We start from the raw sequence: 23,734 nt of genomic DNA on the forward strand, positions 1-23,734 counted from the left end.
CGACGCGGCCGCATCCGGGCCCGCCCTGTGCCACGGAAGGAAGAGTATGGATTCGGTCAGCCGTATGGAACTCGTCCAGCATCTCGAGACCGCCTTCGCCGCAGGCCCCGTCACGTCGGCCGGCCTGCTCGACGCCGCCACCGTCAGTGCGGCCCGGCCGGCGGTCCTGGCCGTCCTCGAGCAGCTGCCGAAACGGTCTTACGGCACGATCCGCGATTTGTGGTACGAGCTGCCGGACCTTCCCGTCGGGTAGCAGACCTTGGCACAGGCTCTGATGGGCCGATGCTGCCAAGGTGTCAGCCCCGCTGCGTCAGGGTCACTTCGGGTTCGCGGGGTGGCCCCCTCATCTGAATTGTCAACCGGCCATGAGAGAGATCCTTGCCTTCGGTGGGCGACGTCGCTACGGCAATCCAGGACTGTCGGCGCCAGCGTCCCGCCGGGCCCGACCCGAGGGAGCGCGTCATGTGGTGCAGGCAGTCATCGTCACGGATCCAGGACATCCGCGCCGTGCTGTTCGATTTCTGCGGCACGCCGAGTGTGTCGCCGGGGCCTGATCCCGGCTCCGAGCGGCCGGGTGGGGCGGGGCCTGTGACCGCCGCGGGCCGTGCAGCGGCACCCGTCGGTGGGTGGTTGGGCCGGGACGCTGTCACCGTCCTCGCCGTGCTGCGGTATCGAGGATTCGCCACCGGGGTGATCGCTGGCTGGGACCCGGATCTGGCGGCGGGGTTCCGGGAGCCGCCGATCGCCGCGCATGTCGACGTGGTCGTGTTCGCCGGACCGGCGAGCAGCCCCCTGGGCGCGGCGTATCTGGCCGGGTGTCGCGCGCTGGATCTGCCGTCTGAGCAGTGCCTGTGGGTCACCTGTGGTGATGGCGGGGTGTCGGCAGGCGTCGGCCTCATCCGGAATCCAGCCACGGTGGGCGACCTCGTCGACGTCCTGGCGCTCCTGCCGCCACGGCCGGGGCCCGTTCGTATCCGCGCCGAGAGTCCCGCCGGTCGCCACGCGCCGTACCGCAACGACGTTCCGGCGACGCGATGGCTGACCGCCACCACCTGATCGCGGCGCCGTAGCGGTGAGGCCGTTGCGGTCTGATGCGCACCCCGGCGGGCGGGTCTGCCCTCGCGGCGTCTCACCCGAGCGGTCACCCGCGATGCACCTGAGGCTCTTCTCGCGATTCATGGCACCTGCTTAGCAATTGCTAATTGCTAATGTTGGCAAGTAACGTATCCAGCAAATTTGCTGGATGTCGAGGAGGTGGACAGCGTGTCGTTGCCGGTGCATCAGGTGAAGGCCGAGCTCTTTCGCACACTCGGCCATCCGGTGCGGATCCGGGTGCTGGACCTGCTGCAGGACGGGCCCAGGCCGGTCCGTGACCTGCTCGCCTTGATCGAGGTGGAGGCGTCCAGCCTGTCGCAGCAACTGGCGGTGCTGCGCCGCGCCGGTCTGGTGGCCTCGACCAGGAAAGGCTCGATGGTGATCTACTCGTTGAGTACGCCGGACGTCGCGGATCTGCTCGGCGCCGCCCGGCGGATCCTCGGTGCGGTGTTGTCCGACCGCGACGGGCTGCTCGAGCAGTTGCGTACCGGTCCGCCGTCGTGAGCACGGCGCAGACGATGCGGTCTCTCGGTTCCCGGTTCACCGATCTGCTGCCGCAGCGTTCGGACTGGACAGCGGTACGGCGCTCACCGCGCCGCGACCTGCTCGCCGGGCTCACCGTGGCGGTGGTGGCACTGCCGCTGGCGTTGGCGTTCGGCGTCACCTCCGGTCTCGGCGCACAGGCCGGCCTGGTCACCGCGGTCATCGCCGGCGCCGTCGCCGCGATCTTCGGCGGATCGAACCTGCAGGTGTCCGGGCCCACCGGTGCGATGACGGTGGTCCTGGTCCCGATCGTCCAGCGTTTCGGCGCCCGTGGCGTACTCATGGTCGGCGCGATGGCCGGTGTCGTGCTGATCGCCCTGGCCGCCGCCCGGCTCGGCCGGTACGTCCGTTACCTGCCCACCCCGGTGATCGAGGGTTTCACCGCCGGCATCGCGGTGGTAATCGCCCTGCAGCAGCTTCCGGCCGCGCTCGGTGTCATTGACGCGCACGGCGACAAGGTTTGGGCCGTGGCCGCCGACGCGGTCGCCCGCTTCGCCCGCACCCCGCACCCCGCACCCCTCGCGGTCACCCTCGGCGTCGCGGCGCTGATGCTCCTGGGCGCCCGCTGGCGCCCAGGACTGCCGTTCTCGCTGCTCGGCGTCACCGCCGCGACGATCCTGGCCGAAGCCACACCGATCGAACTGACTCGCATCGGCACCCTGCCCGCCAGTATCCCGGCCCCGTCGCTGAGCTTCGTCGACCTCGGCGTCGTACAGGCGGTGCTCCCCGCGGCCCTGGCCGTCGCAGCGCTCGCCGCGCTGGAGAGTCTGCTGTGTGCGACCGTCGCCGACGCGATGAGTGTCAACGAGCGCCACGACCCCGACCGGGAACTGTTCGGCCAAGGACTGGCGAACCTCGCTGTGCCCGTGTTCGGCGGGATCCCCGCCACCGCCGCGATCGCGCGTACCGCGGTCAACGTTCGCGCCGGGGCCACCTCGAAACTGGCGTCGCTTACCCACGCCGTGGCGCTGGCCGTCATCGTGCTCGCCGCCGCGCCACTGGTCGGCCGCATTCCCCTGGCCGCGCTAGCCGGGGTTCTGCTGGCCACCACCGTGCGGATGGTCGAGGCCGGCTCTTTGATCGCCTTGGCCCGTTCCACCCGCGGCGACGCGATCGTGCTGATCCTCACCTTCACCGTGACCGTCGTATTCGATCTGGTCACCGCCGTCGCCGTCGGGATCGGCGTCGCGATCGTGCTGGCCCTGCGCGCAGTGGCCCGCACCGCCCGTCTGCAGCAGGTCCCACTGGAGAGCGGCGACCACAGTGCCGAGGAACACGCCCTGCTCGCCGAACACATCGTCGCGTATCGCCTCGACGGCCCCCTGTTCTTCGCCGGCGCCCACACCTTCCTGCTGCAGCTGTCCGAGATCACCGACGTGCGGGTTGTCATCCTGCGCATGTCACGGGTCACCACCCTCGACGCCACCGGCGCACACGTCCTCGCCGACGCGATTCATCGGTTGCAACGCCGGGGTGTCGTCGTCCTGCTCTCCGGCATCACCCCCGGCCACGAACAGGTCCTGACCACCCTCGGGCTCGCCGAACAACTCCGCCGCGACGGTCACATCTTCTCCAACACCCCGACCGCCATCACCCACGCCCGCGCTCACGTCCTGCACCACGACACCGACACCGCCGCCCGGACACCACTACCCGCCGCCACCGAACCCGCCGGTAACGGACGCGGCCGCAACGGTGAGGCTCGCACCGCATCCACCCCGCACCAGCCGCAGACCGTCCCCTTCGAACCCACACGCCCCGGAGCGTCTCCATGCGACTACTGCTGATCGGCCCGCCCGGCTCCGGCAAGGGCACCCAGGCCGTGCACCTCGCCCAGCACTACGGCATCACCCACATCTCCAGCGGCGACCTGCTGCGCCGACACCTCACCGACGACACCATCATCGGCCGGTCCGTCGCCGCATACATCCACCGCGGCGACCTCGTCCCCGACAGCATCGTCATGGACATCCTCCGTACACCCGTGCAAGCAGCCACCCGCCGCGGGGGCTACATCCTCGACGGATTCCCCCGCACCGTCGACCAGGCCGAAACCGTCGACCGGGCCGCTGAACCACTCGGCACCGAAGTCCGCATCGCCGTGTACCTCACCGCCGCACGATCCGAACTGATCCGTCGGCTACTGGCCCGAGGCGCGCAGACCGGCCGCACCGACGACACCGAACACGTCATCGCTCACCGCCTCGACGTCTTCGACCACGCCGCCACACCACTACTCGACTACTACCGCCAACGCCGGACCCTGATCACCGTCGACGGTGATCAGCCGGTAGCCGAAGTCACCCGGACCGCGATCGCCCACCTCGACCAGGCCCGCCACGAGCTTGGCCTTCCCGAACACCGCCACACCCCACCACCGGTGGCCGGTCAGCACACCAAACTGACAGCGACCCTCGCGACATCCCGCCAGCCGGCCCCACACCCCGGGCAGAACCGGCAAACCACCGGCCACGGCCGCAAATAGTCACCCACCCCGGCCAGATCGCGGCCGATCCGCCGTGGCTACCAACAACCTCACCTGCCACGCCATCCGACCCCGCTACGACGGCCACGGGCGGCGTCCTCGCCGTCCCCGCGGCGCTGATGCTGCTCAGTGTCGAGCGACGCTGACCGGCCGGCCACAGATGCGCCGGACCGGCCGGGCGGATGCAGCCCGACCAGCCGAGACTGATCGATGGCACCTGCACAGCGCACCTGATCGCCAGTCGTGCGTACCGAGCGAGAGCCGGGGCATGTGCTCACGTAGCTGAGACGTAATCGTCCAGTCTCCGAAATCGGGGTTGTTCGGGTCTTCGTGGTCGGGCACCCTGGGCTCTTCGCTGTTCGGAGGTGGTCAGGTGCCAAGAGAGTCAGTCAAGCCGGGACGTGCCGGGGGACTGGGGCTGTTTCTGCTCGCGGTGCCGGCCGTGGTGGAGCCGGCGGTTACGGCGCTGGCCGTGGCCATGTTTCCGGAGATCGCTGATGCCTCCCTGCTGGGTGGGGCCGGCACCATTGCGGTGGGCGTCGCGGCGGCCGTGCTTGCGGCGGTGGGGGCGGCTCTCGCACTGCGCGGTACGCGCGGCCTGGCCGCCTCGATCATCGCCGTTCTGCTCAGTGTCGCCGGTGGGCTCGTTGCGCTGGTCGCCTTCTCGTTGCTCTTCGCCGGGGGAGCCTTGATCATTTTTGCGATACTGCTCCTGCACGCGGCGTTCTCGATCGCCATGATCGTTCGTGCGGTGACGCGGTCCGGGCCGGAGGGAGTGGCGCAGTGAGCAGCCAGACGTGGCCGGAAGGCCTGCAACGACTGCATCAGCAGGTCGACCGGCTGGGCGTTCTGGCCGGCGAGTTGACTGCGGCGATCCCGCAGCGGTCCGAGGGCAACGACCCCACCGGAGCAGTGTCCGTGGTTCTCGGCTCGGCGGGGTTGCCGTTGGAGATCCGGGTTCGCGGCGGATGGGATCGCCGGATCGAGCCGGAAGCACTCGGCGCCGCGGTCATGGGTGCGTGCAACGACGCCGTCCGGCAGGCGATGCGGGCCTGGACCGACCGCCTCGACGACGACCGGTGGTGGCGCCGGCAACGAGATGCGGAAGACGAGCCGTACGCCGGCCCTGTCCCTTATGCACTGCCGCCTGGTGGCCGTGTGCAGGTGGATGCCGAGTTCAGCGAACCGATTCTCCAGGCTCTTCATACGGCCGGATCCCGAGCAGGGGAGCCGCCGGCTTCGGTGGAAGGGCGCTACGACGGGCGTAATGTCATCGTCCGTCTCGGCGCGGGTGGTCTGGCGGGGTGTGAGATCGATCCGGGGTGGGCGCGTCGCCGCGACGGTGCGACGATCACCGCGGCCTTGGGTGGGGCCCTCGCCGATGCCAGAAGTCAGGTCGCCGAGCCGGGGAGGCAGGCGCCCACCGGAGTCGACGCGGCTCTGCACGATGCGCTGGCCACCCTCGCTGATCTGGCCGGCCAGGTTCCGAATCGAGGTGAGCGGACATGAGCCTTCCCACTCCGGAGGAGGTGTCGGTCGCGACGAACGCGTTGCGTACCGAAGCAGGTTTGTGGGATGAGCAGGCCGGACGCCTCGGTACGTTGAGCGGCGAGACGGCCGCGATGGAGTTCGGCCGGTTGGAAGCCGGCCTGTTTCAGGTGATGGTCGATCCGTACAACGATGTCATCCGGGCTGTCACGGCACGCTGTGCCGAGGGGGCGACGGCGATGGGCGAGATCGCTGCGACTCTCCGCTCGGTCGCCGACACCTATGACGCCGAGGACCGGGCGGGCGCCCACCGGATCAAGAATATTTACTGACGGGGGATCAGTGGTGTTCAGCCAGGCACAGTATGAGGCCGTCATCGACGAGATCGACGGGGGTACGAAGACGCTTCAGGCCAAACTCGCCGAGGTCAAGCCAGCCGCGCGGGAGGCTACCGACCACTGGTGGATCGATCCGATGGCCGCCCAGGTGATCAACTGGATTGCCGACAAGACAGTCGAGATCGGTACGGCGATGCTCGATTGGATCCTCGATGTCCTGAAAGGCGCGACCGCCCCGATCTGGATGTTCATCGACGCCTACAAGTGGGCGGATCTGCGTGGGGCGGCGAACGGCGTGTCCACGGACCTGTCGATGCAGAACCTCGTCATCGACGACTCCGACTGGTCCGGTAAAGCCCGTGAGTCGTACCTCGTCGTAGCCGGAGCACAGGCTTCCGCCGCCGCCCGGGTGGGTTCGATCGCGACGACGACGTCGGCCACGCTTGTCGGATGTGCCACTGCGGGGCTGCTGTTCTACACCGCGGTGGCCGCGGTGCTCGTCAAACTGATCGCCGCTACGGTGACGGCGATCGCGGCGTTCGGGTCGGCGGTATTCTCCTGGGCCGGTGCTGCTCTGGTCATCGAGGAAGCCGGGTTCAACACCGCTGTGCTCGGTGGGGCGGCGGCCACTCTCGGCGCGTTCCTCGCCGCGCAGGCCGCGGCGATGGCCGTACTCCACGGCGACGCGGTGGATCCGGCCGGCTTCCCCTCCGGTGCGAACGGCGGGAGCCCGGCGTGGCCGACGTCGAACACGGCGCAGTACAGCGACGCGACAGTCAACGACGAGGACGCGGACTGGTCGCTCCAGAAGGACTGAATTCCGGCCCGGGACAGGATCGGACGGCGGTTCAGAGTACGGAGTAAGACGCGTGGGCCGCCATGCGGCATGTGCGAGAGTCCCGGCGGCGCGCCGTCCCTCCGGGCTCGGGGTTGCATTGGTCTCGACGGCATCGTCCGCCTTGCGGAAGGACTCGCCGCTGCGGACCACGCATTGAACGTCGGTGACCCGCGCGATCCTGTTCTGCGATAGTGGCGAAACAGCCCGGTAAGACGCTACATCGCCGATTCGCTGATGAGGAACGAAAGGAAATGGGCGATGGCCTACGACCGTGAACTCGCAGATCGAATCCGCGAAGCGCTCTCCGGCCGCGCGGTACGGGAAGTGGCAATGTTCGGCGGTCTCACTTTCATGGTCAACGACAAGTTGACCGCCACCGCCAATACGCAGGGCGATCTCATGATCCGTTGCGACCCTGTCCGGGTGGAGGAACTCCTCGAACGCGACGGCGCGAACTGGCCCGTCATGCGGGGCCGCAAGATGAGCAAAGGATGGATCGTCGTCGAGTCCGACCGGCTCGAGTCCGACGACATCCTCACCGCCTGGATCCAGGAGGCCATCGACTACAACGGAAAGGTCACCGGGTGTGCGGACAAGTAGCGGGCCGCCCGGTTCAGGGCCGGCGTCCACGATGACGTGACCAGGTCGGAATACGAATAGATGTGCCGGATTCGTAGGAGCGGAACAGGGCACCGGCCCGTCACGCTGCTCTGCCGGACCGGTACCCGGGCTGCCGGTGTCCGGCTGGACCTTCGCTTCGTTGCCGCTCGGGCGGTTTGCCTGATCCTCTGCTCCGCCTCGTGCGGGTCGGCCCGGACCCCGCGCCGAAGGGGTCCGGGCGGCCGGAGCAGCATGGGAGGATGGACGTAGAGGAGATCACCGCCGAGACGGTTCGCCCGGTGTCCCGCGTGATACTCGGGCAGCGCTGGACCGATCTCGCCTTCCTGCACTGGGCGGTGGACCCGGCACGGGTGGCGCCGCTGCTGCCGGCCGGCACGGTCCCGGACGTGCTGGACGGGGTCACCTACGCCGGCCTGATCGGGTTCCGGATGGAACGGGTCGGGTTCCTGAACGGTGCCGCCGTGCCCTACCTCGGAACGTTCTACGAGACGAACGTGCGGCTCTACAGCGTGGACGCGCAGGGGCGGCGGGCCGTGGTGTTCCGCTCGCTGGAGGCGGAGCGGCTGATTCCCGTTCTGGTGGCGCGGGTGGCCCTGGGGTTGCCCTACATGTGGGCGCGGATGCGCCTGACCCGGCACGGTGACGAACTCGCCTACGTCACCCGTCGCCGGTGGCCCGGCCCGCGGGCCGCGGCCAGCCGCATGCGGATCAGGGTCGGCGAGCCGATCGAATCGCCCACCGCGCGGGAACACTTCCTGACCGCCCGGTGGGGCCTGCACACCCGGGCCTGGGGAGGCACCCGGCATCTGGCCAACGATCATCCGCGGTGGCCGCTGCACCGTGCCGAACTGCTGGATCTGGAGGATTCGCTGCTGGCGGCGGCCGGGCTCCCGGGCCTGGACACGCCGCCCGACAGCGTCCTGTACTCCCCGGGCGTCCCGGTGGTCTTCGGTCCGCATCGGCGGAGCCCGGCCCCGGGGGCCTGACCGGGCGGCGGGCCGCGACTCCCGGGTCAGGTGAGGGTGTCGCCGGGGCGGACGATGCCGCGCTGGTAGGCCAGGACGACCAGCTGGGCGCGGTCCCGGATGCCGAGTTTCGTCATCGCCCGGTTGACGTGGGTCTTGGCGGTCAGCGGGGAGACGTACAGGCGTTCGGCGATCTCGTCGTTGGACAGGCCGTGCGCCACCAGGACCAGCACCTCCTGTTCGCGGTCGGTGAGGCCGCCCAGGGCCGCCGGTTCGAGTTCGGGCAGTGGCTCGAGTTCGGGACGGCTCAGGAACTGGGTGATCAGGGTCTGGGTGGCCTGGGGCGACAGCAGCGCCTCCCCGGCCGCCATCAACCGGACTGGGTTCATCGTGGGGCTCTACGAGGACTTCGACCACAAGGGTGTGTCGGTGACCCTCGATCCCGGTGAGCAGATGAACTTCAAGGCGAAGATCTTCCCTAATCGGGAGATCGGCAACGACACCCTGTCGTACGTCGAGGTTCGCAAGTTCTGATGATGCGCGCGGGGTGACCACTCGTGGGCGGTCACCTCGCAGTCTCGCGCTGAGTAGCCGTACGGCTGCGCAAAGTTTTTTGATCTTCTTGGCAGCAACCAGGGCTCGCCATCGCGTTCATCAGGGGAAGCAGATCATGAACGCTTGAGGAGTCGCGACGATGGCAGTCAACCGCAAGAGGCTCAAGGTGGGTGCCGGCATGGCGGCCGTCGTGGTCGTTGCGCTCGGTGTGGGGATCGGCACCGCTGACGCGGGGACCCGGCGCTCGTGGTGGGGTGCCAAACCGGTCAAGGCCACCCCCACCGTAAGCGTGACGCCGAGCAAGAGCGTGACGTCGTCCCCGAGCGTGACGCCTAGCGCGGCGGTGACACCGAGTAAGAGCACGACACCGAGCGCGACCCGGACCAGCACCACCCCGGCCCCGGCGGCCAGTACGACCACGGCCGCCCCGGTGACGACCTCGGCCGGGTGGAACCCGCCGCCCGCGAACGCGGGCTTCGACTACCAGATCGGCGGGGCGTACACGCCGCCCTCGGGTGTCACCGTGGTCAGCCGGGACCGGGAGGCGACTCCGGCCGCAGGGGTCTACAACATCTGCTACGTCAACGCGTTCCAAGCTCAGCCGGGGGCCGAGTCCTGGTGGAAGAGCAACCACCCGGACCTGCTGCTCAAGGACAAGAACGGTGCTCTGGTCGTCGACGAGGACTGGAACGAACTGATGCTGGACTTCTCCACCGCGGCCAAGCGCACGGCACTCGTCGCTGTCGTGGGGGAATGGATCGACGGTTGCGCCGCCGACGGTTTCGACGCGATCGAGTCCGACAACCTCGACTCGTACACCCGGTCGCAGGGCCTGCTGACGCAGGCGCAGGCGGTCGCCTACGCCACCGCACTCAACACGCGTGCCCACGACAACGGGCTGGCCTCGGGGCAGAAGAACACCGCCGAACTGAGCAGCGCGAACGCCAAGAAGGCCGGCTTCGACTTCGCGGTCGCCGAGGAGTGCGCCGAGTGGGACGAGTGCGACGTCTACACCGCCACGTACGGTGACAAGGTGATCGCGATCGAGTACTCCCGCGACGGGTTCAGCAAAGCCTGCGCGGCCTTCGGTAACAAGCTCTCGATCGTGCTCCGCGATCGGGACGTGTCGGCTTCGGGCTCCCGGTCGTACGTGTACGAGGCGTGCTGACCCGATCTCGACCGGTACCGATGGCGGACTTCGACGACTTCGTTCAGGGCCGCGGCAGTGCGCTGCTGCGGTTCGCCTTCGTGCTGTCCGGCGACGCGCACCTCGCCGAGGACCTGGTCCAGGAGGTGCTGGCCCGGTTGCACCGGCGCTGGGACCGGATCACCGCGATGGACCACGGCGAGGCGTACGTCCGGACCGCGATCGTGCGGCAGTTCCTGTCCTGGCGACGGCGGCGGGCGTACCGGGAAACGGTCCTCGCCGAGATGCCGGAACCGGCCGGACTCGACGAGCCGCAGCAGAGCGTGGTCGCGCGGGACCAGATGTGGCGGATGCTGCGCGGCCTGCCCCGCGCCCAGCGGGCCGTGCTGGTCCTGCGGTTCTACTGCGACCTGCCGGACGACGAGATCGCCACGCTGCTGGGATGCCGGCAGTCGACGGTCCGTTCGCAGGCGGCCCGGGCGCTGACCCGGATGCGCGCCTTGATGACCGAGGAAGGGGTGCACGGAAATGGATGAACTGGACCGCCTGCTGGCCGAGACGATGCACGACGCCGCCGTCCACGCGCCCTCCGACACCGGTCTGCTCGGCACGGTGCACGACCGGTCGCGCCGTTACCGCCGGCGCCGGGTGGCGACGGTCGCCGCAGTGGCGACCGCGGCGGTGCTGGTCGCCGCCGTTCCGGTCGTGACCGTTCTCGCCGCCCGGCCGGACCCGGTCGCGCCACCGGCCGCCCCGGTGCCGGCGACCTCAGGGTCCACATCCGTGCCCTCGTCACCCGAGGTCACCGCGCCGGTCGTGCCACCCTCGCCGTCCGTGCCGTCCTCGCCGTCTTCTTCACGCCGCTCCTCCTCGGGAACCGCCACGAGTCAGGTGAAACTGACGAGCGGGTGGACCGCGCCGGTGTTCCCGTACACACTCCCGGCCACCGACGGCATGAGCGCCCCGATCGGTTCGGCCGACGGCGGGCGGTTGAGCGCGTTCTTCGAGGCCACCGAGTTGCGCGAACACTCGGATGTCACGGTCACCGTCTCCAGCGGCGAGCCGTCCTTCACGGCGGAAGCTACCGAGACATCGATCCGGGTACGCGGTCATGCGGGCACGCTGCGGACCGTCGACGTGCAGCCGGCGAAGCAGCTCACTCTCGTCTGGAAGGAGTCCTCGAGCCGCTGGATCCGGCTGGACACCGACGACACCTACACGCCGTCACAGGTAGTGGCGCTCGCCGACTCGCTGACGGGCGCGTCGATCCCCGTACAACCGCCGTTTGATCTCGCTCGTAGCCCGGCCGGCCTGGTCACCGACACGGTCAGTGCCTCCCGGATGACCTTCCGAGCCTCGGGGACGAGCACTGCCGGGTTCCGCACCGTGCTGCGCAAACGGCAGCAACTCACCGGTGCCGACCGGAGAGTCGGCGGGTACGACGCGGTGCTCACCCGGCGCACGGGCAGTGTCACCCTCGCCGTCGACGTCACCGACTGGGACGCGACCCTGGAGGTGACCGTCGCCGACGGCCTCACCATCAGCGACGCCGACCTGCTGAGCTACGCCGAAGGGGTGCGGATCCTGAACCGTTCCAACCCGGAGTAGCGCCCGGCGCTACGACCGGTAGGAGCGGTAGATCGCGGTGCCGAGCACGCCGAGGAGGATCACGATCCCGGCCATCATCAGGGCGAACACCCCGTTGCCCTGGGTTTCGCGCACCCCCAGGGCGCCGTTGATCAGGAAGTAGGCGCCGACGACCCCACCACCGATCGGGAAGATCCAGTTACCGGACCGGGGTTTCCTCGGGGCCGGTGCCGGGGTGGGGTCGGCGGAGTCGTTCGGCGGCTGAGAAGAGTCGGTCACCCGAGCAGTATCCGTGATCAGTTCATCGCGGACTGCAGGGCCTCGTTGTAGAACGGCACGGTGGCGGGAACGGCGAGGCCCCCGGTCGACGGCGGGACGAACTTGTAGCCCACCTGACGGACGGTGCCGATCATCGTCTCGCAGCGGGGCCCGAGTTTGGCCCGCAGGCGGCGGACGTGCACGTCCACGGTGCGGGTGCCGCCGAAGTAGTCGTAACCCCAGACCTCGCGCAGCAACTGGTCCCGGCTGAACACCCGGCCGGGCTGCTGGGCCAGGAACTTCAGGAGCTCGAATTCCTTGTACGTCAGTGCCAGCGACTCGCCGCGCAGCCTGGTCGTGTAACTGTGCGGGTCGATGGTCAGGTCGCCGATGTGGATCATCTGCTCCCCGGCGGCGCTCTCCAGACCACGCCGGCCCACCAGCATGCTCAGCCGGGCCGCGACCTCGGCCGGGCCGACAGTCGTCAGCACGAAGTCGTCGATGCACCAGTCGACACCGACGGCGGCCAGGCCCGCTTCGCGAACCAGCGCGATCAGCGGAGTGTTCAGGCCGCTCGCGCGCAGCGCCCGGCAGATCGCGCGGGCCTGGTTCAGCTGCCCGCTCGCGTCCACCAGGACCGCGCCCACCTGCGGATCCTTGGACGTCTCCGCCCAACGTTCCTGAGGTGCTACCTGAACGGCGTACGGCAGTAGGTCCAGTACCGGCAGCACATCGACGTGGCTGTCGGTCAGCAGGAGAAGATTCATGACGTCCTTCCGTGGCATTCCGGACTACACGAATATCGTTCGAGGGCGATCCCGGCGCCTACGGTCGGTCCTGAGCTTGCCCGCAACGCTAACGGCGAACTGTTTCCACTGGATATCGCGCTGATTCCGCACCCGTCGGTGGACTGTGCGCACGACCACACCCACGGGCCCCGGCGGAGACCGCCCAGCCGGTGTCAGTGCGCGTCGATCATCGGCGGGTAGGTTCGCCGGTATGACGGTCGTCCGCTCGCTGCTGTTGTTCGTGCTGGCCGCGTTGGCCGAGATCGGCGGGGCGTGGCTGATCTGGCAGGGCTGGCGGGAGAACCGCGGCCTGTGGTGGATCGCCGCCGGGGTGGTGGCCCTGGGCGCCTACGGTTTCGTCGCCACGTTGCAGCCGGATCCGAACTTCGGCCGGATCCTGGCCGCCTACGGCGGTGTCTTCGTCGCCGGTTCACTCGCCTGGGCCATGGTGTTCGACAGGTTCCGGCCGGACCGGTGGGACCTCATCGGCGCCGCCATCTGCCTGATCGGCGTCGCCGTGATCATGTACGCCCCGCGCACCGCCCCCTGATCGAAGCCGGTCACACCTCGACGCGGGAACCCATGACGACCGTGCGGTGGCGGGGAAGCCCGAGGTGCTCCGCGGCGTCGGCGGTGATGTGGGACGTGGCGATGAACAGGCGTTTCTGCCAGGCCGCCATGGTCGGGGCGGGGCCGCGGGCCAGTTCGATCTTCGACCGGAAGTACGAGGCCCGGTCCAGGTCGATCTCGCCCTCACTCGTCCGGTGAGACGGTCACCAGCCGATCCGGAGTTCGTGATCCTCAAGTGCCGGCGGGCCGGACCGATATGCGCAGACGTCGTTCCGTCATCGGAGGAGGGTCTGTGCGAACTCGGAGGACGCCGCGAGCGCGGCACCGTCGTGCAGCCCGGAGTGTGTCACCGCTCTACCCGGCGTTCGGCCTGCTCTACCTGGCGGCGCTGATCCCGTCTGCGCTCAACCTCGTCACCAGTCTGTCCTGGTACGAGCAGGCCGCCGAGGCGGCCCGATTCGCCTTCGGTGTGTTCGGGCTGGCCGCCGCGGTTCGCGCGGCCCGGATGCCCTCGTTGCCCGCCCGGCTGCGGCAGGCATGGGGCGCGGTCGCCGCCTGCTTCGCCGCCCTCGTGGTCGCCATCCCGCTGCTGCTGTTCTTCGGCGGTAGCGGGAGGTCACGATGGGACGACGCTGTCCACGTCGTGTTCGTGGTGGCCCTGCTGATCGCCCTGCAACGGTTCCCGCTGGCTCCGACGAACCGTCGCGACCGCCTCAAGGCGGCGATCGACGCGCTGACCGTGATGGCCGGCGGTTCGGTGGTCCTCTGGTACACCGCGATCGGCCCGCTGCTGGAACGCTCCGGCATGTCCGCCGACATCCTGATCAGCGCGGCCGTCTACCCGCTCGGTGACCTGGCCCTGCTGTTCAGCGCCGTCAAGGCCCTGCTGCGCGGTGCCGACGACTCGGCGCAGCGGCCCCTGCGGCTACTCACCGCCGGCACTCTCGTCCTGTTCACCGGCGACGCCGTGCGCGGCTACCTCAGCGGACACGACGGCACCGACATGCCGGCCTCCTGGCAGTTCGTCGCCTGGATCACCGCGGACGCGCTGCTGGCCGCCGCCGCCCTGACCCAGACCCGGACCGCGTTCACCGCGTCCACGCCGGCGGACGCGCGTCACACTCTCGGCGTCGGCCGGTATCTGCCGTTCGTCGCGGTCGCGGTGGCACAGGTGCTGATGCTGGCGCAGGCCTGGGCGGACGGCCGGTTCTTCCCCTGGGGTGGGCTGGCTATCGGCGGGGCGGCGCTCAGTGTGCTCGTCCTCTACCGGCAGACCCTCGTGCAGCGGGAGAGCGACGAGCGGGCACTCACCGACGGGCTCACCGGCCTGGCCAACCGGACCGTGTTCCGGCGGACGTCGTCCCGGGCCCTGGCCCGTGGCCGGCGGATGGCGGTCCTGGTGATCGACATGAACGGGTTCAAGGAGATCAACGACACCCTCGGCCACAAAGCCGGCGATCAGGTCCTTGTCGAGTTCGCGGCGGTTCTGCGGCGTTGTGTGCCACCGCCCGGCCTGCCGGTGCGCCTGGGTGGCGACGAGTTCGCGGTCGTCCTGCCCGGCATTCGAGAGCCGGAGGAGGCGTACGAGGTGGCCGAGCGCCTGGCCTCCGCCCTGGGGACCGTCGACATCGACGGCTGCCAGGTCACCCTGGCCGCAAGTATCGGGGTGACCGTCGCCGAACCGGCCGAACTCACCCACGACGAGATCGTGCACCGCGCCGATCTGGCCATGTACCGGGCCAAGTCGCTGGGCCCGGAAACCAACTGGGCGATCTGGCAGGAATACCTGGAACCCTCCACCGACCTGGGGCTGGCCGCCTGAAAGGCCGGCCCGGAGTCGAGGGCTCCGGGCCGGCCGGTTCGTCATCGGCCGTCCAGCGCCAGATTCAGCTCCAGGACGTCGACGACGGGTTCACCCAGAAAACCCAGGACTCGATCACTGGTGTACGCCGAGATCAGGTCACGGACCCGGGCTTCGTCGATGCCGCGTTCCCTGGCCACGCGGGGTGCCTGGAGCGCGGCGTAGGCGGGGCTGATGTGCGGGTCGAGGCCGCTGCCACTGGCGGCCACCGCGTCGGCGGGCACCGCGGGGTCGGCGGGCGCGTCCCCACGGATCGGGGTGATCACGCCGCCGAGGGCCCGGTAGTCCTCGCCCTCGCTCGCGGATTCGACGCTGACGCCCTGGTAGGTGGCGACGAACGGGGTGCCGGTCTGGTTCACCGAGACCACCCGGGTGATCGGGCCGGTAAAACCGCCGGAGTGGAAGACCGCCAGGACCGCGCCGACGCCGTCAGCCGTGCAGAACGGGCGGCTGCCGTCGACACCTTCGAGCTTGCCGACCGCGAGGCTGCGCGCGCAGACCCGGGTGAGCAGGCTCGGCGAGTCCGGTGTGTCGACGACACTCTCCGGGCCGAGGTTGGAGGCGCCGGTGGACGTGGGGTCGTACCCGTCGCCGGCTTGGGAGGGCCGGCTCTGGAAGTACTTCGGAACCGGGTTGCCGTCGGCGTCGGTGAACGACTGGCCGATCAGGGTGCTGCCGACGGTGACCATCGACCCGTCGGCCTTGCCGGCGAGGCCGGGGATCCGGCCGATGCCGACGAAGAGCAGCGGGTAGGCCAGGCCCAGGACGGCGGTCAGGACGAGTAGTGCACGGAGCGCGGCGAGGTGCTGGGCGAGCCAGGCGGGTTTTCGCATGATGATCAGATCCCGGGGATGAGCTGGACGAGCAGGTCGATGAGCTTGATGCCGAGGAACGGCGCGAGCACGCCACCCAGGCCGTAGACCAGCAGGTTGCGGCGCAGCAGGGCGCTGGCCGACGACGGCCGGTACTGGACGCCGCGCAGGGCGAGCGGGATCAGGAAGACGATCACGATGGCGTTGAAGACGACCGCGGACAGGATCGCCGAGCCGGGCGAGTGCAGCCGCATGATGTTGAGGGTGTCCAGGCCCGGATGGACCGCCGCGAACATGGCCGGGATGATCGCGAAGTACTTGGCGATGTCGTTGGCGATGGAGAACGTGGTGAGCGCGCCCCGGGTGATCAGGAGCTGTTTGCCGATCTCGACGATCTCGATCAGTTTGGTCGGGTCGGAGTCCAGGTCGACCATGTTGCCGGCCTCTTTGGCGGCCGACGTGCCGGTGTTCATGGCTACGCCGACGTCGGCCTGGGCGAGGGCGGGTGCGTCGTTCGTACCGTCGCCGGTCATCGCGACCAGCCGCCCGCCCTGCTGCTCCTTGCGGATGTAGGCGAGTTTGTCCTCCGGGGTCGCCTCGGCGAGGAAGTCGTCGACTCCGGCCTCGGCGGCGATCGCGGCGGCGGTCTTCGGGTTGTCGCCGGTGATCATGACGGTGCGGATGCCCATCCGGCGCATCTCGTCGAACCGGGTCCGCATACCTGGCTTGACCACGTCCTTGAGGTGGATCACCCCGAGAACGGAATCGTTCTCGGCCACCACGAGCGGGGTGCCGCCGGACTCGCTGATCGCGTCGACGATCTCGCCGACCTGCTCGGACGGGGTTCCGCCGTTGGCCCGGACCCACTTCAGCACGGCGGTGGCGGCGCCCTTGCGGATGTTCCGGTCGCCGATGTCGACGCCGCTCATCCGGGTCTGTGCGGTGAACGGAACGAAGGTCGCGCCGGCCGTCAGCCCCGGTTCACGGGCGCCGAGACCGTACTCGTTCTCGGCCAGCACCACGATCGACCGGCCCTCGGGTGTCTCGTCGGCGAGGCTGGAGAGCTGTGCGGCATCGGCCAGAGCCTGACGATCAACCCCCTCGGCCGGTACGAATTCCGCAGCCTGCCGATCGCCCAGGGTGATCGTGCCGGTCTTGTCGAGCAGCAGGGTGTTGACGTCACCGGCGGCCTCGACCGCACGCCCGCTCATGGCGAGCACGTTGCGCTGGACCAGACGGTCCATGCCGGCGATGCCGATCGCCGAGAGCAGCGCCCCGATCGTGGTGGGGATCAGGCAGACCAGCAGCGACACCAGGACGATCCCGGTGACACCGTTGCCGTCGATCGCCGCGGTGTCCGGGGCCGCCGCCTGGAACGCCTTCGAGAAGATCGCCAGTGGCTGCAACGTCACCACGGCGAGCAGGAAGATGATGGTGAGCGCGGACAGCAGGATGTTGAGCGCGATCTCGTTCGGGGTCTTCTGCCGATTCGCGCCTTCGACCAGGGCGATCATCCGGTCGACGAAACTCTCACCGGGCTTCTGCGTTATCCGTACGACGATCCGGTCGGAAAGGACCTTGGTGCCGCCGGTGACGGCCGACCGGTCGCCGCCGGACTCGCGGATCACCGGTGCGGACTCGCCGGTGATGGCCGACTCGTCGACGCTGGCGATGCCCTCGATGACGTCACCGTCGCCGGGGATCACCTGACCGGCCTCGACGATCACCAGGTCGCCCTGCTGGAGTTCCGGCGCGGGGATGTCCCGGCCGTCCTTCAGATGCGCGACGGTGTCCTGCTTCGCGGCCCGCAGCGCGGCGGCCTGAGCCTTGCCACGGCCTTCGGCGACCGCCTCGGCCAGGTTCGCGAAGATCACGGTCAGCCACAGCCAGATCGTGATCAGCCAGGCGAACAGGGTCGGCTCGACGATGCTCAGCACGGTGGTGAAGACCGCGCCGACTTCGACGATCAGCATCACCGGGTTGCGCCACATGATCCGCGGGTCGAGTTTGCGCAGCGCGCCCGGCAGCGAGCGCCAGAGCTGGCCGGGGTCGAGCAGACCACCCCGGACCTTGGGAGCGGGTGGCGGCACCGGGCCGGTCTCGATCAGTTGTTCTTCGAGCAAGGTGGTCATGAGAGGCCCTCCGCGAGGGGTCCGAGAGCGAGAGCGGGGAAGAAGGTCAGGGCGACCAGCACGACGGTGACGCCGACGACCATGCCGACGAACAGTGGCTGGTGGGTGGGGAGGGTGCCCTCGGTCTCCGGCGCCGGCTGCTGCTTGGCGAGCGAACCGGCCAGGGCCAGGACCAGGATCAGAGGGAGGAACCGGCCGAGCAGCATGGCCAGGCCGAGCGCGATGTCCCACCAGCCGGTGTTGACGGTGATGCCGGCGAAGGCGGAGCCGTTGTTGTTGGCGGCGCTGGTGAAGGCGTACAAGACCTCGGAGAGCCCGTGCGGGCCGACGTTGAGCGCCGTGCCGTTGTTGCCGGTCGCGAACGCCGCCGCCGTACCGGAGAGAACGATGGCCGGGGTGACCAGGAAGTAGAGGGCCGCGAACTTGATCTCGCGGGCCCGGATCTTCTTACCGAGATATTCGGGGGTACGGCCGACCATCAGCCCCGCCACGAACACCGTGATGATCGCCAGGATCAGCATGCCGTAGAGGCCGGATCCGACACCGCCCGGCGCCACCTCCCCGAGCATCATGTTGACCAGCGGCATCATGCCGCCGAGCGCGGTGTACGAGTCATGGAACGAGTTGACCGCACCGGTCGACGTCAACGTGGTCGCCGCCGCGAACACGGCCGAGCCGGTGACCCCGAACCGGGTCTCCTTGCCCTCCATCGCGGCACCGACGGCCTCCGGGACGGTACCCGCGCCGTGGTTCTCGAAGCCGGCCGTCAGCGCGATGCTGCCGAGAGCGAGCACCGCCATCACGGCGACGATGGCGTAACCCTGCCGGTTCTGGCCGACCACCCGGCCGAAGACACGGGGCAGGCTGAACGGGATCAGGAAGATCAGGAAGATCTGCAGCCAGTTCGTCCACGCGGTCGGGTTCTCGAACGGGTGCGCCGAGTTGGCGTTGTAGAAGCCGCCACCGTTCGTACCCAGCTCCTTGATCGCCTCCTGGGAGGCCACCGGCCCGCCGGTGATGTGCTGGGCCGCGCCGGTCAACGTGGTGACGTCGCTGCCGCCGGACAGGTTCTGCACCACCCCGCCGACCATGAAGGCGAGCGTGGCCAGCACACAGATCGGCAGCAGGATGCGCAGGGTGATGCGGGTCAGGTCGACCCAGAAGTTGCCGAGCAGCGTGCTGTTACGGGCCGCGAAGCCGCGCATCAGGACCACTGCCACGGCGATGCCGACACTGGCCGAGACGAAGTTCTGCACCGACAGACCGGCCATCTGCACCAGGTGACCCATCGTGGATTCACCCGAGTACGCCTGCCAGTTCGTGTTGGTGACGAAGCTGACCGCGGTGTTCCAGGCGATGTGGTCGGTGACCGCCGGTAGTCCCAGCGACAGCCACAGCCGGTCCTGGACCCGCAGGAACAGGTACAGCGCGAGGATCGAGACGGCGGAGAACGCCAGCGCGGACCGGGCGTAGACACCCCAGCTCTGCTGGGCGGCCGGGTTCACCCCGACCAGGCGGTGGACGCCGCGTTCGATCACGTGGTGCCGGTCACCGGTGACCACCCGGTACATGTAGTCGCCGAACGGCCGGTACACCGCGACGAGGGCGGCGACCAGCGACAGCACGAAAAGCCAGCCGGCCATCAGAACTTCTCCGGAAAGAGCAGGGCGGCCACCAGGAAGGCGGCCAGGGCGACGGCCAGGATCAGGCCGATCAGGTTGACGGCGCTCATCAGCGTTCGACCGCCCGGATCAGCACGGTCAGCGCTGCGAACAGCACCACCGTGAGCACGACGAATCCGAGATCAGCCACGGGGGACTCCAAGGGCGAGGGGTTTTGCCTACGCCCCGAAGTGAAACGCACGAAATGGCGGCCGACGCGTTTGTTGACGCGACTGCTACGGGCGCCGCAGGTTTTTTGACGCGTTTTTGACGCCATTTTTTTGACGCTTTATTAACGCCGCGGGACGGGCGTCGAAGGGGCCACGGTGACAGACTTCTCCTGAATATCGGGGAGGGCCCACCATGACCACCACAACATTGCGCGGCTGGATGCTGAAAGGGGCTCCCCAGCAGGACACCGCTCCGGCCTCCTCGGCGGAGAAGCCGCACAGCTGGTGGAAGGTGATGTGCCTGACCGGCGTGGACTACTTCTCCACCCTCGGCTACCAGCCCGGCATCGCCGCTCTCGCCGCCGGTGTGCTGTCCCCGCTCGCCACCCTGGTCCTGGTGCTGGTGACCCTGCTCGGGGCGCTGCCGGTCTACCGGCGGGTGGCCGCCGACAGCCCGCACGGCGAGGGTTCGATCGCGATGCTGGTGCGGCTGCTGTCGTTCTGGAAGGGCAAACTGTTCGTCCTGGTCCTGCTCGGGTTCGCGGCCACCGACTTCATCATCACGATCACCCTGTCCGCCGCCGACGCGACCGCGCACATCGACGAGAACCCGTTCTGGCCGGACACCTGGCACGGCCAGGAGGTGCTGATCACGCTGATGCTGATCGCGGCGCTCGGCGCGGTGTTCCTGAAAGGCTTCACCGAGGCCATCGGCATCGCGGTCGTGCTGGTCGGCGTCTATCTCGGGCTCAACGTGATCGTGCTCGGCGACGCGTTGTGGCAGGTGTTCACCCATCCGACAGTGGTCACCGACTGGACGACCGCCCTCACCACCTCACACGGCAGCCCGCTGGCGATGGTCGGCATCGCGCTGTTGGTCTTCCCGAAACTGGCGCTCGGGCTCTCCGGCTTCGAGACCGGCGTGGCCGTCATGCCGCACATCAAAGGCGACCTGCAAGCACGGATCCGGGGCGGGAAACGGCTACTCACCACCGCTGCGGTGATCATGAGCGTCTTCCTGGTCACCAGCAGTGTCGCCACCACCGTGCTGATCCCTGCCGCCGAGTTCCAGCCCGGCGGCGAGGCCAACGGGCGGGCCCTGGCCTACCTCGCCCACCAGAACCTGGGCACCGTGTTCGGCAGCGTCTACGACATCTCGACCATCGCGATCCTCTGGTTCGCCGGGGCCTCCGCGATGGCCGGACTGCTCAACCTGGTGCCACGCTACCTGCCCAAATTCGGGATGGCACCGGCCTGGGCGCGGGCCGTCCGGCCGCTGGTCCTGGTCTTCACCGGCACCGCGTTCCTGATCACCTGGATCTTCGACGCCGACGTGGACGCCCAGGGCGGGGCGTACGCCACCGGGGTCCTGGTCCTGATCACCTCGGCCTCGGTGGCGGTGACCCTCTCCGCCCACCGCACCGGGCAGCGCGCCCGGACCTGGGGCTTCGGCGCGATCACCGCGGTCTTCGTCTACACCACCCTCGTCAACATCGGGGAACGCCCCGACGGCGTGAAGATCGCCGCCTGTTTCATTGCCGCGATCATCGCGGTGTCATTGCTCTCCCGTATCTTCCGGGCCTTCGAACTGCGTGTCACCCGCATCGACGCCGACCCGCTGGTCCATCAATGGCTCGACGAGATCGGCAGCCGGCAGATCCGCCTGATCGCCAACGAACCCGAAGCTCGCGACACCCGCGAATACTCCGAGAAACTGGCGCAGATCATCGCCGACAACGACATGACCGATCAGCGGGACGTCCTTTTCGTCGAGGTGACCGTTGGCGACGCCTCAGACTTCGAAACCGATCTGCCGGTACGCGGGGAGTTGCTGCACCACCGCTACCGCGTCCTCACGCTGGAGAGTTCATCGGTGCCGAGTGCCCTGGCCGCGCTGACGCTGTGGATCCGGGACACCACCCACCGGCGCCCGCACATCTACTTCGAATGGACCGAGGGCAACCCGGTCACCAACTTCGCCCGCTACCTGATCTTCGGCCAGGGCGAGGTGGCCCCGGTGACCCGCGAGATGATCCGCCAGGCCGAACCGGACCGCCGCCGCCGCCCCCACGTCCACGTCGGCTGACCCGGCCCGGCCGGGCTGCCGGTGGCCGGGATCGGTGCGCGTCAGGTCCGGAACCTGGCGACCAGGGCCCGGAGATCGCTGGTCATGCCGGTGAGGTTGTGTGCCGCGGCGAGGGCGGTCTGCGCGTCCTCGGCGGTGGCTGAGGCGTCCGCGGCGACCGTGGCGATCGCCGTGGTGATCTCGCCACTGCGGCTGGACGCCTCGTTCATGTTGCGGGTCATCTCGGCGGCGGTGCTGCTCTGCTGGTCGATGGCCGAGGCGATGGTGGTCTGCAGGCCGTTGATGCGCTGGATGACGGTGGTGATCTCGTCGATCGCCTGGACCGCGTCGGTGGCGCCGGACTGAATCGCCTCGACCCGGGTGGAGATGTCCTTGGTGGCCCGGGCGGTCTCCTGAGCGAGATCCTTGACCTCGCCGGCGACGACGGCGAAGCCCTTTCCGGACTCTCCGGCCCGGGCGGCTTCGATGGTGGCGTTGAGGGCGAGCAGGTTGGTCTGTTCGGCGATCGAGGTGATGACCTTGATGACGTTGCCGATCTCGGTGGACGAGGTGCCGAGCTGAATCATGATCGTGTTGGTGCGTTCGGCCATCGCGACGGCCTCGGCGACGACCTGGACGGCGTTGGCGGTGCTGCGGGTGATCTCGGCGATCGAGGCGCTCATGTCCTGGTTGCCGGCGGCCGTGGTGTCGATGTTGCGGGCGACCGCGTCGGCGGCCCCGGCGGTGACTCCGGCGTGACCGGTGGCCCGTTCGGCCGCGGCGGAGATCTTCTGGGACACGGTGGTCATCCGGCTGGTGGAATCGGCGACGGTGGTGGCGGACTCGGTGATCGCCGCGATGGTCTCGCGCATCCCGACGATGACCGTGTTGACCTGCCCGGCCATGTCAGCGAACTCGTCGCGGCCGATGACGTCGGCCCGATGGGACAGGTCGCCGTCCGCGACCGTGGCGAGCGCGGTGGACACCTGCCGCAGTGCGGTGAGGATGCTGCTGGTCACCAGGGCGGCCATGCCCAGCAGCAGCGCGGCCGCGACCCCGGCGGTCAGTGACAGCGTCCAGGTGTCGGAGCTTCCCTGCGCGGCCACGGCGGCGGCGATGGCGGCGGCGTTGGCGTCCAATGCGTCCCCGACCGCCGGCAGGTCGTCCTCCACGGCGGTGAAGGCGGCGGTGAACTGCAGGAAGGTGGCGTCTCGGGCCCGGCCGGCCGGGGTGGTGACGACGGTTTCCGCGAGCTGAATGTAGTTCTCGACCGTGGGGGTGACCTCGTCGGTCGCGGCCCGGACCGGAGCCGGGGTCTGCTCGCCACGCAGAACGGCCAGCCTGTCGCGCATGGCGGCGCTGTGCTCGGTGAGATCGTCGGCGGCTTCGGCCCGGTCGGTCGCCCCGCGGGAGAACACGCCCCGCAGCACGTCGCCGCGGATGGCGTCGTGGGCCATGTCGGCTTCCAGCGCGGTACGGGTCAGCTGTGCCGACGTCTGCAGGTCCCGGGCGTTGTCCTGGGCCTTACCGAGCCCGCGGATGCCGACCATCGTGCTGATCACCAACCCGGCCAGTGCGATCGCGACGATCAGCCCCAGTTTGGTGCGCACCCGTCGACTGCGAAGCCATGCGTACACCACAGCCTGTACCCCCGTGCCGGTGTTCGAGACTGATTCGGTCCTGCAGTCCTTGATCGGCATGAACGCTGCTGGAATGAGCGTCAGGCGATCCGGCACCGAGGGGACGATTGGATAC

General features: G+C 69.1%; 27 protein-coding genes. 18 read left to right on the forward strand and 9 right to left on the reverse strand.

What is annotated here, in order from left to right; genetic code table 11:
* Positions 1-64 precede the first annotated feature (64 nt).
* The 11 genes from BLU81_RS46365 to BLU81_RS46415 all read left to right on the forward strand — a co-directional run bounded on the left by BLU81_RS46365 (position 65) and on the right by BLU81_RS46415 (position 8,394).
* On the forward strand, positions 65-253 hold the full coding sequence (locus BLU81_RS46365) for a DUF2795 domain-containing protein (RefSeq protein WP_092555998.1): 189 nt from the start codon (positions 65-67) through the stop codon (positions 251-253).
* Between the two features lie 377 nt (positions 254-630).
* Positions 631-1,056, forward strand: coding sequence for an HAD family hydrolase (locus BLU81_RS46370; RefSeq protein ID WP_157752095.1), 426 nt, complete (start codon positions 631-633; stop codon positions 1,054-1,056).
* Between the two features lie 207 nt (positions 1,057-1,263).
* The gene (locus tag BLU81_RS46375) at positions 1,264-1,599 is read left to right on the forward strand and encodes an ArsR/SmtB family transcription factor (RefSeq protein ID WP_092558616.1); all 336 of its coding nucleotides are present in this window, start codon (positions 1,264-1,266) and stop codon (positions 1,597-1,599) included.
* Between the two features lie 14 nt (positions 1,600-1,613).
* Positions 1,614-3,425, forward strand: coding sequence for a SulP family inorganic anion transporter (locus BLU81_RS46380; protein ID WP_092558618.1), 1,812 nt, complete (start codon positions 1,614-1,616; stop codon positions 3,423-3,425).
* Positions 3,410-4,123: an adenylate kinase gene (locus BLU81_RS46385; protein ID WP_092556002.1), complete on the forward strand. Its 714-nt coding sequence runs from the start codon at positions 3,410-3,412 to the stop codon at positions 4,121-4,123. Before BLU81_RS46380 ends, BLU81_RS46385 begins: the two co-directional genes overlap by 16 nt.
* 373 nt (positions 4,124-4,496) lie before the next feature.
* The gene (locus BLU81_RS46390; RefSeq protein ID WP_157752096.1) at positions 4,497-4,910 is read left to right on the forward strand and encodes a hypothetical protein; all 414 of its coding nucleotides are present in this window, start codon (positions 4,497-4,499) and stop codon (positions 4,908-4,910) included.
* Positions 4,907-5,632: a hypothetical protein gene (locus BLU81_RS46395; RefSeq protein ID WP_092556006.1), complete on the forward strand. Its 726-nt coding sequence runs from the start codon at positions 4,907-4,909 to the stop codon at positions 5,630-5,632. The genes BLU81_RS46390 and BLU81_RS46395 overlap by 4 nt, the downstream gene beginning before the upstream one ends.
* On the forward strand, positions 5,629-5,943 hold the full coding sequence (locus BLU81_RS46400) for a type VII secretion target (RefSeq protein WP_092556008.1): 315 nt from the start codon (positions 5,629-5,631) through the stop codon (positions 5,941-5,943). The genes BLU81_RS46395 and BLU81_RS46400 overlap by 4 nt, the downstream gene beginning before the upstream one ends.
* A 13-nt stretch (positions 5,944-5,956) precedes the next feature.
* On the forward strand, positions 5,957-6,766 hold the full coding sequence (locus tag BLU81_RS46405) for a hypothetical protein (RefSeq protein WP_092556010.1): 810 nt from the start codon (positions 5,957-5,959) through the stop codon (positions 6,764-6,766).
* A gap of 279 nt (positions 6,767-7,045) precedes the next feature.
* Positions 7,046-7,387, forward strand: a complete 342-nt coding sequence (locus BLU81_RS46410; RefSeq protein WP_092556012.1) for a TfoX/Sxy family protein — start codon at positions 7,046-7,048, stop codon at positions 7,385-7,387.
* A 260-nt stretch (positions 7,388-7,647) separates the two neighbouring features.
* Positions 7,648-8,394 carry a YqjF family protein gene (locus tag BLU81_RS46415; protein ID WP_092556014.1) on the forward strand — a complete coding sequence of 249 codons (747 nt, stop codon included), beginning with the start codon at positions 7,648-7,650 and terminating at the stop codon, positions 8,392-8,394.
* Positions 8,395-8,420: 26 nt separating this feature from the next.
* On the opposite strand, the gene BLU81_RS46420 is transcribed toward BLU81_RS46415, so the two are convergent.
* Entirely contained in the window at positions 8,421-8,762 is a 342-nt protein-coding gene (locus tag BLU81_RS46420; protein ID WP_092556016.1) for a response regulator transcription factor, read from the reverse strand.
* A gap of 1 nt (position 8,763) precedes the next feature.
* Here BLU81_RS46420 and BLU81_RS49010 point away from each other — a divergent pair, with 1 nt between their 5' ends.
* From BLU81_RS49010 to BLU81_RS46440, 4 genes are all read left to right on the forward strand, one after another.
* A complete protein-coding gene (locus BLU81_RS49010; protein WP_157752097.1) occupies positions 8,764-8,907 on the forward strand; it encodes a hypothetical protein in 144 nt (47 codons plus the stop codon).
* 160 nt (positions 8,908-9,067) lie between these two features.
* The gene (locus BLU81_RS46430; protein WP_231953855.1) at positions 9,068-10,096 is read left to right on the forward strand and encodes an endo alpha-1,4 polygalactosaminidase; all 1,029 of its coding nucleotides are present in this window, start codon (positions 9,068-9,070) and stop codon (positions 10,094-10,096) included.
* 20 nt (positions 10,097-10,116) lie between these two features.
* Positions 10,117-10,611 carry a SigE family RNA polymerase sigma factor gene (locus BLU81_RS46435; protein ID WP_092556018.1) on the forward strand — a complete coding sequence of 165 codons (495 nt, stop codon included), beginning with the start codon at positions 10,117-10,119 and terminating at the stop codon, positions 10,609-10,611.
* Complete coding sequence (locus tag BLU81_RS46440; RefSeq protein ID WP_092556020.1) at positions 10,604-11,683, forward strand: hypothetical protein; 1,080 nt, start codon at positions 10,604-10,606, stop codon at positions 11,681-11,683. The genes BLU81_RS46435 and BLU81_RS46440 overlap by 8 nt, the downstream gene beginning before the upstream one ends.
* A gap of 9 nt (positions 11,684-11,692) precedes the next feature.
* Here the strand turns inward: BLU81_RS46440 and BLU81_RS46445 are convergent, their stop codons facing one another.
* Positions 11,693-11,941, reverse strand: coding sequence for a hypothetical protein (locus tag BLU81_RS46445; protein WP_092556022.1), 249 nt, complete (start codon positions 11,939-11,941; stop codon positions 11,693-11,695).
* A gap of 17 nt (positions 11,942-11,958) precedes the next feature.
* Positions 11,959-12,687, reverse strand: coding sequence for a response regulator transcription factor (locus BLU81_RS46450; RefSeq protein ID WP_197686073.1), 729 nt, complete (start codon positions 12,685-12,687; stop codon positions 11,959-11,961).
* Positions 12,688-12,919: 232 nt separating this feature from the next.
* Here BLU81_RS46450 and BLU81_RS46455 point away from each other — a divergent pair, with 232 nt between their 5' ends.
* Positions 12,920-13,258: a YnfA family protein gene (locus tag BLU81_RS46455; RefSeq protein ID WP_092556026.1), complete on the forward strand. Its 339-nt coding sequence runs from the start codon at positions 12,920-12,922 to the stop codon at positions 13,256-13,258.
* A gap of 10 nt (positions 13,259-13,268) precedes the next feature.
* On the opposite strand, the gene BLU81_RS52225 is transcribed toward BLU81_RS46455, so the two are convergent.
* Positions 13,269-13,454 carry a KUP/HAK/KT family potassium transporter gene (locus tag BLU81_RS52225; RefSeq protein WP_407923909.1) on the reverse strand — a complete coding sequence of 62 codons (186 nt, stop codon included), beginning with the start codon at positions 13,452-13,454 and terminating at the stop codon, positions 13,269-13,271.
* A gap of 167 nt (positions 13,455-13,621) precedes the next feature.
* Between BLU81_RS52225 and BLU81_RS46465 the strand changes: the two genes are divergently transcribed.
* Positions 13,622-15,100: a GGDEF domain-containing protein gene (locus BLU81_RS46465; RefSeq protein WP_231953856.1), complete on the forward strand. Its 1,479-nt coding sequence runs from the start codon at positions 13,622-13,624 to the stop codon at positions 15,098-15,100.
* Positions 15,101-15,141: 41 nt separating this feature from the next.
* Here the strand turns inward: BLU81_RS46465 and BLU81_RS46470 are convergent, their stop codons facing one another.
* From BLU81_RS46470 to kdpF, 4 genes are read right to left on the reverse strand one after another with little or no spacing between them, the layout of a single operon-like run.
* Entirely contained in the window at positions 15,142-15,972 is an 831-nt protein-coding gene (locus tag BLU81_RS46470) for a potassium-transporting ATPase subunit C (protein WP_092556030.1), read from the reverse strand.
* 5 nt (positions 15,973-15,977) lie between these two features.
* Positions 15,978-18,083: a potassium-transporting ATPase subunit KdpB gene (kdpB, locus tag BLU81_RS46475; protein ID WP_092556032.1), complete on the reverse strand. Its 2,106-nt coding sequence runs from the start codon at positions 18,081-18,083 to the stop codon at positions 15,978-15,980.
* Complete coding sequence (kdpA, locus tag BLU81_RS46480; RefSeq protein ID WP_092556034.1) at positions 18,080-19,726, reverse strand: potassium-transporting ATPase subunit KdpA; 1,647 nt, start codon at positions 19,724-19,726, stop codon at positions 18,080-18,082. Before kdpA ends, kdpB begins: the two co-directional genes overlap by 4 nt.
* Complete coding sequence (gene kdpF / locus BLU81_RS46485; RefSeq protein WP_092556036.1) at positions 19,726-19,815, reverse strand: K(+)-transporting ATPase subunit F; 90 nt, start codon at positions 19,813-19,815, stop codon at positions 19,726-19,728. The genes kdpA and kdpF overlap by 1 nt, the downstream gene beginning before the upstream one ends.
* 292 nt (positions 19,816-20,107) lie before the next feature.
* On the opposite strand from kdpF, the gene BLU81_RS46490 reads away from it, so the two are divergent.
* A complete protein-coding gene (locus BLU81_RS46490) occupies positions 20,108-22,000 on the forward strand; it encodes an APC family permease (RefSeq protein WP_092556038.1) in 1,893 nt (630 codons plus the stop codon).
* A 41-nt stretch (positions 22,001-22,041) separates the two neighbouring features.
* Here the strand turns inward: BLU81_RS46490 and BLU81_RS46495 are convergent, their stop codons facing one another.
* A complete protein-coding gene (locus BLU81_RS46495) occupies positions 22,042-23,589 on the reverse strand; it encodes a methyl-accepting chemotaxis protein (RefSeq protein ID WP_172890762.1) in 1,548 nt (515 codons plus the stop codon).
* Positions 23,590-23,734: the final 145 nt, after the last annotated feature.

The sequence above is a fragment of the Actinoplanes derwentensis genome (assembly GCF_900104725.1).
In the GTDB taxonomy this organism is placed as follows: Bacteria; Actinomycetota; Actinomycetes; order Mycobacteriales; family Micromonosporaceae; genus Actinoplanes; species Actinoplanes derwentensis.